Here is an 8,580-nt window from a genome sequence, read left to right as displayed (position 1 = left end):
GTCACGGACGGTTCGGGCCGCAAGGTGTTCCGGGGCGAGACGGATCCGTTCGGCAACGTCCTCGCCACCGTTCCGGCCGGTGAGTACGGCGTCGAGCAGCACCGAGAGCTTCCCCACGGGGTACTCCGGGAACGTGAGGTAGTAGACGTTCCGCCCCGAGTGTTCGGGCGCCAGCGTCCTGACGGGCACCCACTCGACCGGTTTCCCGGCGAAGTGGACGGACGCCACCCGGACCCCGCGTTCCGCCAGGAGTACGATCCCCCAGCCTGCGGGGGTCGTCAGGGTCCCGTACGCCTTCGCCACACGGCTGCCGGCCGCGGGCGAGATCCGCTCCGGGTCGGCGCACAGGCGGACGTCCGACCCGCCTGAGACCGGCGCCTGCGCGAAGCACAGGTGCCCCTCGGCGGTCTCCCACATCAAGGTCACCGCGCCGCGGTCCTGGGTGACGTCGGAGACGGGCGCCCCGGAGGGCGCCTCGCCGGCGCCGCCCGCCCGGGCGAGCATGGCCGCCCGGATCTCCGCCACTCTGTCGGTGGAGGGCACCGACGGGGCGGGCGGTGTCGCCGGGGATGCGGCGGGCAACCGGCTGCCGCCCTTCGCTCCGCACCCGAGGAGCAGAACGAGCGCCAGAAGCGCCGAGGCCGCCGGGACGGACCGCCGCCTCACTCTCGGATCCCGGTGACGGGCTTTGCCGCGAGCGGCACCCTGTTCGTCGGAATCGCGGAGTAGTACACGGGCTTCCAAACCGTCACGTCGAATGTCCCCCATGTCTTCGTGGTCGTGCGACCGTCACGGTGATGGTAGGTCGTCTGGTAGGACGTCAGCACACCGCTGGGGGAAAGCCCCGTGCTCATCCCCTTCTTGACCTCCCACGTCGCCGTGATCGTCTGGGTGTCGGACGTCGTCTTGGTGTCGATGTCGGTCCAGGCCCACGAGCCGTTCAGGCCGACGGAGACATTCAGCTTTCCCTCGGCGAGGAAGGGGACCTTCGTCACCGCCACCGTACCGTCGGCGTTCCCCCGGACACCTACCGTCGCACCTTCCGCTCCCGCGCGACAGCGGCCGGTACAGGCCGTTGAATGGAGGGGTGAGCACCGTTCGATGGCTTGCCGCGGCGGGACTGGCGGCACTCCTGGGAGCTGCCGCCCCCGGGCCCTCACCGCCGCCCGCCGAGCCCCCGCCCCAACTCGACGACGCGGACGTGGCCCGAGCCGTCGACCGCCTGGACGGCGTGGTCCGGGACGCCATGAAGCGCACCGGTGTGCCGGGCGTGGCCGTCGCGGTGGTCCACGACGGAAAGGTGGTCCACCTGAAGGGGTACGGCGTGCGAAAGGCCGGCGAGAGCGCAGCCGTCGACGCCGACACCGTCTTCCAGCTCGCCTCCGTCTCCAAGCCGATCGCCTCCACCGTCGTCTCCGGGGCCGTGGGCGTCGAGGGCTGGACCAAGCCGGTGGCCCCGAACCTGCCGGACTTCCGGCTCAAGGACCCGTGGGTCACCTCCCACGTGACGGTCGCCGACCTCTTCTCGCACCGCAGCGGCCTCCCCGACCACGCGGGGGACCTGCTCGAAGACCTCGGTTACGACCGCGCGTACGTCCTGTCCCACCTGCGTGACGAACCCCTCGCCCCGTTCCGCGCCAGTTACGCCTACACCAACTTCGGCCTGACGGCCGCCGCCCAAGCCGTGGCCGAGGAGAAGGGCGTGCCCTGGGAGAAGCTCGCCGCCGACGTCCTCTACAAGCCGGCCGGCATGAACTCCACCAGCTCGCGCTTCGAGGACTTCGAGCAGGCACCAGACCGTGCCTGGGGACACGTCAAGGTCGACGGCGCGTGGAAGCCGCAGTTCGTGCGGGACCCGGACGCACAGTCCCCCGCCGGTGGCGTCAGCTCCACCGCCCGGGACATGGCGACCTGGCTGAAGCTCCAGCTCGCCAACGGCGCACTGGACGGCCGGCAGATCGTCGAGGCCGACGCCCTGGAGCGCACCCACTGGCCCGAGTCCGTGACCGGGCCGCCCCGGGCTCCGGCCGGTCGGACCGGCTTCTACGGCTTGGGCTGGAACGTCGGTTACGACGACGAGGGACGCCTCCGGCTGTCCCACACGGGAGCGTTCGCACAGGGCGCGCACACCAACGTCACGATGCTGCCCGGCGAGCAGCTCGGCATCGTCGTCCTCACCAACGCCTCGCCGGTCGGGGTCGCCGACGCCGTCGCGCTCGACTTCTTCGACATCGCGCAGACCGGTGAGGTCAGCCGCGACTGGATCCCCCTGGTGGACGCGGTGTACCAGCAGCAGGCCAACGAGGGCCGCTCGGACACCGACTACGCCCACCCGCCGTCGGACGCCGCGCCCGCGAAGGCGCCCGACGTCTACGCCGGCACCTACTCCAGCAACTACTACGGGCCCGCCGAGGTCGTTGCCGGTCCGGACGGGGCCCTGGTGCTCCGTCTGGGACCGAAGCCCCGGACGTACCCGCTGACGCACTACGTGGGCGACACCTTCAGCTTCGAGACCGCCGGCGAGAACGCCGTCGGCCGCACCGGGGTCACCTTCGCCCCGGACGGGAAGTCCTTCACCGTCGAATACCTGGACGCCCGGGGGCTCGGCACGTTCACCCGGAGCAGCGGGGGGAGTTGACGGGCCCTCCGCCGGAACCGGACCGGTGCCCCGCCGTGCCGGCCGTGCCCGCCGCGGGCACCCGTCGCGCACGGTGCTGAACGCCCACGGGGCCCACCGGAGGGCATCCGGCGCCTCGGAAGTGGTCCCCGATGGCGTCGTGGAAGTGGACCTTCATCGGGACCGCCCGGTTTTCTAGCGTCACGGTCATGAACGCCAACGCCCTGCGCGGGGTCCTGCTGGTGACCCTCGCCTACGCCCTGGTCGGTGCCTCCTTCACCGCCAACAGCCTGCTCGGCGCCTACCCGTACGCGGGCGGTCAGGCGCTCCGGTACGGTGCCGCCTGTCTCCTGCTGCTTCCGCTGCTCGGCCGCCGCGGGCTCGCCCCGCTCCGACGGCTGACCGTCCGTCATTGGGTGCGGCTCGCCGTCCTCGCGGCCGTCGGCATGGTCGGCTTCAACCTCGCCGTCCTCGCCGCGGAACGCACCGCAGAGCCCGCGGTGCCCGGCGTTCTGGTGGGCTGCGCACCGGTCGTCGTCGCCGTTCTGGTGCCACTGGTCGAGGGGCGCAGGCCGGCCCCCGCCGTGCTGCACGGCGCGCTGCTCGTGGCTGCCGGCGCCTTCGTCGTGCAGGGCTGGGGGCGGACCGATCCGGCCGGGATCGGCTGGTCGCTGGCGGCGCTCGCCGGCGAGGTCGGCTTCACGGTCCTCGCCGTACCGGTCCTCAGGTTGCTCGGGCCGAAGGCGCTGACGGCTGCCGTCTGCGGGGTCGGCGCCGTCGAGGCCGCCGTCCTCGGCCTGGTCGTGGACGGTGCCGACTTCGTCCGGACGCCGACGATCGAGGAAACCGGAGCCCTGGTCTGGCAGGCCGTCCTGGCCACGGTCGTCGGCTTCGTCCTGTTCTACATGGGAGTCCAACGGATCGGCATGGAGCGCGCCACCCTCTACACGGGGGCCGTTCCCATCGCCGCCGCGCTCAGCGCCGCCCTCGTCGGTGGTGCCGGCTTCGGCGTGCCCCAGGCGGCCGGCGGTCTCCTCGTGGGCGCCGGCGCGGCACTGGGCACCGGCCTGTTCGCGCGGAGGCCCCGGCCGGACTCAGCGACTGCCGTCCAAGACCACGCGTGCGACCAGAGCCGGGTCGTCGTTCATCGGCACGTGACCGCAGCCGGGCAGCCGCACCAGACGCGCACCGGGCAGCACCTGCTTGGCGCGGATCCCCTGGCGGCGCAGCAGCAGCCGGTCGCGACTGCCCCAGGCCACGGTGACCGGGACGGAGGGGATGACCTCGCGGAAGAGGGCGGTCCGACCCGCGGCCAAGGTCTGGTGGAAGCCGGTGGCCCCGCGCAGCGCGAGCGTCTCGGCGACGACGGCCTCCGGTGACCTGCGGCCCGGCCGGGCGTAGATGGTGCTGGTGAGCACGGCGCGCCCGGGTGCGGTGCGGGACAGCCGCTCGATGACCGGCACGGGCAGCGACAGGGCCGCGCCGCGCATGGCCCGCAGCGTCCCGAAGGCGTACCGCCGCTCGGCTTCCGACCAGAAGCCCGCGGGGGAGAGCGCGGTCACCGAGCGCGCCAGCTCCGCCCGGCCGAGCTCCAGGGCGAGCAGTCCGCCCAATGAGTTCCCCACCACGTGCGGGCGTGCGAAGCCGACGGCCTCGCAGAAGGCGCCCAGCACGGGCACGACCGTGGAAAGGTCGTAGGGGACCCCTTCCGGCAACCCCTCGGACTCCCCGAAGCCGGGCAGGTCGACGGCGATCACCTCGCGCTCGGCGGCGAGGACGTCGAGGACCGGCTCCCAGGCCTGCCAGTGGTGTCCGATGCCGTGGAGCAGCAGCAGTGGCTCACCCGCACCCCGACGCTCGTATGCCAGGGACGTGGTGCGGGGACCCGTGGGGGTGTCGATCGTGAACGCGGTCCGTGCGGCCATGCCATTCCTCGGCTTTCCGTGAGCACCGGCGGGAAGAGGTTCTTAGACGGTTGGTCAGCAACAATTACCGCCCAGTAGCCGAGAGTTCAAGGCAGGGGCCGGAAAGTGGACAGGAGCAGTGGCATGGACTGGGATGGACCGGTGTCCACTGATATCTCGACCACCGAAGGGGCCGCGGAGCAGGTTGTCGCCCCCGAGGCCGCCCAGGCCTCCGGAGGAGTCGCCGAGCCCGCTGCGGTTCCGACCGAAGGGCTCACCGAAGTCTTCGAAGAACACCGTCCGGTGCTCCTCGGCGTCGCCTACCGGATGCTCGGTCGCGCCGCCGACGCCGAGGACGTCGTTCAGGAGAGCTGGCTGCGCTGGACCGCCGGCGACCGGTCCGGCGTTCACCAGCCCCGCGCCTTCCTCATGCGGATCACCACGCGGCTCGCCCTGGACCGGCTCCGGCACGTGCAGGCCCGCCGGGAGTCCTACGTCGGTCCGTGGCTCCCCGAACCCGTCATCACCGACTTCGGTTCCGCCGCGCCCGACGGCGCCGAGCGCGCCCTGCTCGCCGACTCCGTCTCCCTCGCGCTCCTGGTGGTGCTCGAATCCCTCTCCCCGCTGGAGCGGGCCGTCTTCGTGCTGCGCGAGGCGTTCGGCTTCCCGTACGGGGAGATCGCCGCCGCCCTCGACCGCTCGGAGGCGGCCGTCCGCCAGCTCGCCGGGCGTGCCCGACGTCACGTCGACGAGCGAAGGCCCCGCTACGACGTCGACCCGGTCGAGCGTCGCGAGCTCACCGAGCGCTTCCTCGCCGCCGCGACCGGAGGCGACCTCGACGAGCTCCTCGCCCTCCTCGCCCCGGACGTGCGGCTCGTCGGGGACAGCGGCGGCAAGGCGAAGGCGCCGCTGCGGACCATCGAGACCGCCGACAGGGTGGGCCGTTTCCTCGTCGCCGTCGTCCAGACCGCTTGGGTCGGGTGCACAGTGCGCTTCCTGGAGCTCAACGGCGCACCCGCCGTGCTCCTCCTCGTCGACGGAAGGCCCGACACCGCCTTCCAGGTGGAGGTGCGCGACGGACTCGTCCAGTGCGTCCACATCGTGCGGAACCCCGACAAACTCCAGGACCTCTCCCTCCTCGCCGGAACCTGAGGGCGAACGCGCCAAGCGGCCGGAACCCGCCCCGTCTGCCCTTCGGGGAGGCGGGGCCTTTTGCTGCGCGGCGCCCACAGGGGTGCGAACGTCCTGTGAACGATCTAGGTCAGAGGGTCACATTCGGGGGCGTTCGGCAGAGGATTGGTCTTGACCAAGGGGGTGGCTCGCCTTATGGTCGCAGAGTTAGTGCAGGAACCTTTAATAAACAAGGGCGCGGAAACGCCGCGGGACACGGCGAATTGCGGAGGATCAGGGTGGGGACCACGCAGCTGACATCGGTACCGGAACCGAAGTACCAGCACCTCAAGACAGTGATCGGCGAGGCGCTCGACTCGGACTTCGCCGTCGGGGAGATCCTCCCCAACGAGCGCGAGCTCGCGGCGCGCTTCGGCGTCGCCCGCGCCACGCTCCGCCAGGCCCTGGAGCAGCTGGAGCTCGAAGGCCGCCTGCAGCGGCGCCGCGGCGTCGGCACCACCGTCGCCCCGCCGCGCGTCGGCGTGGACGTCTCCACCACCCAGCACCTCTGGCCCGGTGTCGCCGACGACGCCTGGCAGGCCCAGGACTCCGCCGCCGACACGGCCCCGGCCGCGGTCGCCCGCGCCTTGGAGGTCGGCGCCGACGAGCAGGTGCACGTCGTCCGCCGCCTCCGCATCAGCCAGGGCCAGCCGGTCGCCGCGGAACTGCTCTACGTGCCGACCGGCTCCGTGCCGGGTCTCAGCGCGATCGACTCCCCCGCCGGACCCGCCCGTGCCCGCGCCGTGCTCCGCGAACTCCAGCACCTGGCCCTTGACGGTCAGGACCGCGCCGTGGAGCTCGGCTCCGCCCGCGCCGACGATGCCAAGGAGCTCGACCGGCTCCCGGGCGCGCCCGTCCTCGTCGTGACGACCCGCTACCTCTCCGCCGGCCGCACCGCCGCCGTCTCCGTGGCCACCTACCGCGCCGACACCTGCCGCCTCACCTTCGGTGACTCGATCGACCTGGTCATGGCTTCGTAGCGCCCGACCGCACGCCCCACGCATCCGGCCCGTCGCAGGGACACCTAGCGGCGGGCCGTCACCGTGCCGTCGACCGCGAAGAGCTGTTCCTCGACGTGATCGAGGGCGAGCCGCAGCGCTCCCGTGCCCACCGCCGCCTCACCGAGCAGTGACAGCACCACCCGAGGGGGCCGCAGGCAGAACCGCGCCAGCTCTTCGCGGAGCGGCTGGAGCACCCCGTCGAGACCGGCCGCCCATCCTCCGACGACCACCAGTTCCGGGTCGATGGCGAGGACCAGGGCCGCCACGTCGTGCACCAGCCGCTGGATGAACCGCTCCACCGCCGCCTGGGCGCGCGCGTCGCCCTTGCGGGCAAGGGCGAAGACCTCCGCGACCGCCTGCTCGTCCAACGGGTGCAGCGGCTCGTCCGTGGTGGAGAGCAGGTGCTCGGGGGCGGCGCCCCGGCCGAGCAGGTGCAGCGCCCCGATCTCCCCGGCGGCTCCGCCGAAGCCACGGTGCAGCCGACCGCCGATCAGCGAGCCGGCTCCGGGGCTCAGCCCGGCCAGGACGAAGACGATGTCGTCGGAGTCGGTCGCGGCGCCCTTCCAGTGCTCTGCGACGGCCGCTGCGTTCGCATCGTTCTCCACGATCACCGGGCAGCGGAAGGAGCGCCGCAGCCGTTCGCCGAGCGCCAAGCCGGTCCAACCGGGCAGCGCCGTGCCGAGCCGCACCGTGCCGTCCGCCTCCACGATGCCGGGCGTGCCGACGCCGACGGCCCGCAGGTTGGACCGGGCGACCCCGGTCCTGCGCAGGACGTCGGCCACGACCGCACGCACCCGGTCCAGGCGCTCGTCCTCGGGAGCCGTCTCCGACACCTCGCGGGACCCTGCACCGATGATCCGGCCGTCCAAGCCCGAGAGCAGGGCGGCCACCCGGTGCGGACCGATTTCGATGCCGAGCAGATGGCCGGCCTCCGCGCGGAAGCGAAACCTCCGCGCCGGACGTCCCTGCCGACGCGCCTCGCCCTCCTCGGGCGCCGACTCGACGACGAGTCCGCCCTCCATCAGTCCTTCGACGACCCCCTCGACCGTGGGTCGGGACAGGCCCGTGATCCGGGTCAGGTCCGTGAGCGTGGGTGCATCGGCACCCCGCAGGGCGTGGAGTACCACCGCGGAGTTGATCCGCCGCAGCAGAGACGGATCCCCGCCGGTCAGCCGCCCCACCGTGTCCTCCCAGCTCGTGCACCCGTCAAGCGGATGGTACTCAATGGCTCCGGCCGCGGCGAGCGCCGCCCCCACGGCGGACCTGCGCCGATGGTCCCCTCCGCGTCCCCAACCCCACGGAGCGATGCGCCTAGGAGGCCCCGGCCGCCGCCCTGAGCCGGGCGTACTCCTCCGCCATCGTCTCCGCGGTCCAGTGGGCGTTGAGGCCGCTGGGATTGGGCAGCACCCAGATCCGGGTCGATCCGATCGTGCGTTCCTGCGGCCCGATGACGGCCTTCGGCTCGCCGAAGGCCGTGCGGTAGGCGGTGACACCGACGACCGCGAGCCAACGGGGTGCCAGCCGTTCCACCTTCTCCACGAGCAGCCGCCCGCCCTCGCGGTACTCCTCGCGGCTCAGCTCGTCGGCCCGTGCGGTCGCCCGTGCCACCACGTTGGTGATGCCCAGGCCGTACCCCAGGAGCTCCTCCTGTTCGTCCGGCCGCAGTTGCCGCGGAGTGAAGCCGGACCGGTGCAGCACCGGCCAGAAGCGGTTGCCCGGACGGGCGAAGTGGTGGCCCGTCGCCGCCGTCGTCAAACCCGGATTGATCCCGCAGAAGAGCACGGAGAGGCCGCCCCCCACCCCAAACCGGCCCCAGCGCGACCCGGCGGCCACCAAAACCCCACCGGGGGACCCCGGCGGACCCGGAATAGGATACCCCCCCGCGCGG

General features: G+C 72.7%; 8 protein-coding genes and 1 pseudogene. 4 read left to right on the top strand and 5 right to left on the bottom strand.

What is annotated here, in order from left to right:
- Nucleotides 1-525: hypothetical protein (locus tag ACFW2Y_RS32985; RefSeq protein WP_384886552.1), on the bottom strand; the 525-nt coding region annotated here is incomplete at its 3' end.
- A 137-nt stretch (nucleotides 526-662) separates the two neighbouring features.
- Complete coding sequence (locus ACFW2Y_RS32980; RefSeq protein WP_384886549.1) at nucleotides 663-995, bottom strand: hypothetical protein; 333 nt, start codon at nucleotides 993-995, stop codon at nucleotides 663-665.
- Between the two features lie 92 nt (nucleotides 996-1,087).
- Here ACFW2Y_RS32980 and ACFW2Y_RS32975 point away from each other — a divergent pair, with 92 nt between their 5' ends.
- Both ACFW2Y_RS32975 and ACFW2Y_RS32970 read left to right on the top strand, forming a co-directional pair.
- Nucleotides 1,088-2,638, top strand: a complete 1,551-nt coding sequence (locus ACFW2Y_RS32975; RefSeq protein ID WP_384886543.1) for a serine hydrolase — start codon at nucleotides 1,088-1,090, stop codon at nucleotides 2,636-2,638.
- Nucleotides 2,639-2,769: 131 nt separating this feature from the next.
- Nucleotides 2,770-3,663, top strand: a pseudogene (locus ACFW2Y_RS32970) (DMT family transporter); the annotation flags it as partial.
- A gap of 48 nt (nucleotides 3,664-3,711) precedes the next feature.
- On the opposite strand, the gene ACFW2Y_RS32965 reads toward ACFW2Y_RS32970, so the two are convergent.
- A complete protein-coding gene (locus ACFW2Y_RS32965) occupies nucleotides 3,712-4,542 on the bottom strand; it encodes an alpha/beta fold hydrolase (protein WP_384886540.1) in 831 nt (276 codons plus the stop codon).
- A 123-nt stretch (nucleotides 4,543-4,665) separates the two neighbouring features.
- On the opposite strand from ACFW2Y_RS32965, the gene ACFW2Y_RS32960 reads away from it, so the two are divergent.
- Together ACFW2Y_RS32960 and ACFW2Y_RS32955 are read left to right on the top strand one after the other, a co-directional pair.
- A complete protein-coding gene (locus tag ACFW2Y_RS32960) occupies nucleotides 4,666-5,673 on the top strand; it encodes an RNA polymerase sigma-70 factor (protein WP_384886537.1) in 1,008 nt (335 codons plus the stop codon).
- A gap of 257 nt (nucleotides 5,674-5,930) precedes the next feature.
- Nucleotides 5,931-6,671, top strand: a complete 741-nt coding sequence (locus tag ACFW2Y_RS32955) for a GntR family transcriptional regulator (RefSeq protein WP_384886534.1) — start codon at nucleotides 5,931-5,933, stop codon at nucleotides 6,669-6,671.
- Between the two features lie 44 nt (nucleotides 6,672-6,715).
- Here ACFW2Y_RS32955 and ACFW2Y_RS32950 read toward each other — a convergent pair whose 3' ends face one another.
- Nucleotides 6,716-7,873 (bottom strand): ROK family transcriptional regulator, encoded by a 1,158-nt coding sequence (locus ACFW2Y_RS32950; protein ID WP_384886531.1) that lies wholly within the window; start codon nucleotides 7,871-7,873, stop codon nucleotides 6,716-6,718.
- A gap of 130 nt (nucleotides 7,874-8,003) precedes the next feature.
- Nucleotides 8,004-8,492: a G/U mismatch-specific DNA glycosylase gene (mug, locus tag ACFW2Y_RS32945; RefSeq protein ID WP_384886546.1), complete on the bottom strand. Its 489-nt coding sequence runs from the start codon at nucleotides 8,490-8,492 to the stop codon at nucleotides 8,004-8,006.
- Between the last annotated feature and the right edge of the window lie 88 nt (nucleotides 8,493-8,580).

It is taken from the genome of Streptomyces sp. NPDC058877, from assembly GCF_042742855.1.
Lineage (GTDB): Bacteria > Actinomycetota > Actinomycetes > Streptomycetales > Streptomycetaceae > Streptomyces.
Note: the sequence above shows the minus strand (reverse complement) of the source record. Positions and strands in the feature narration are given on the sequence as shown.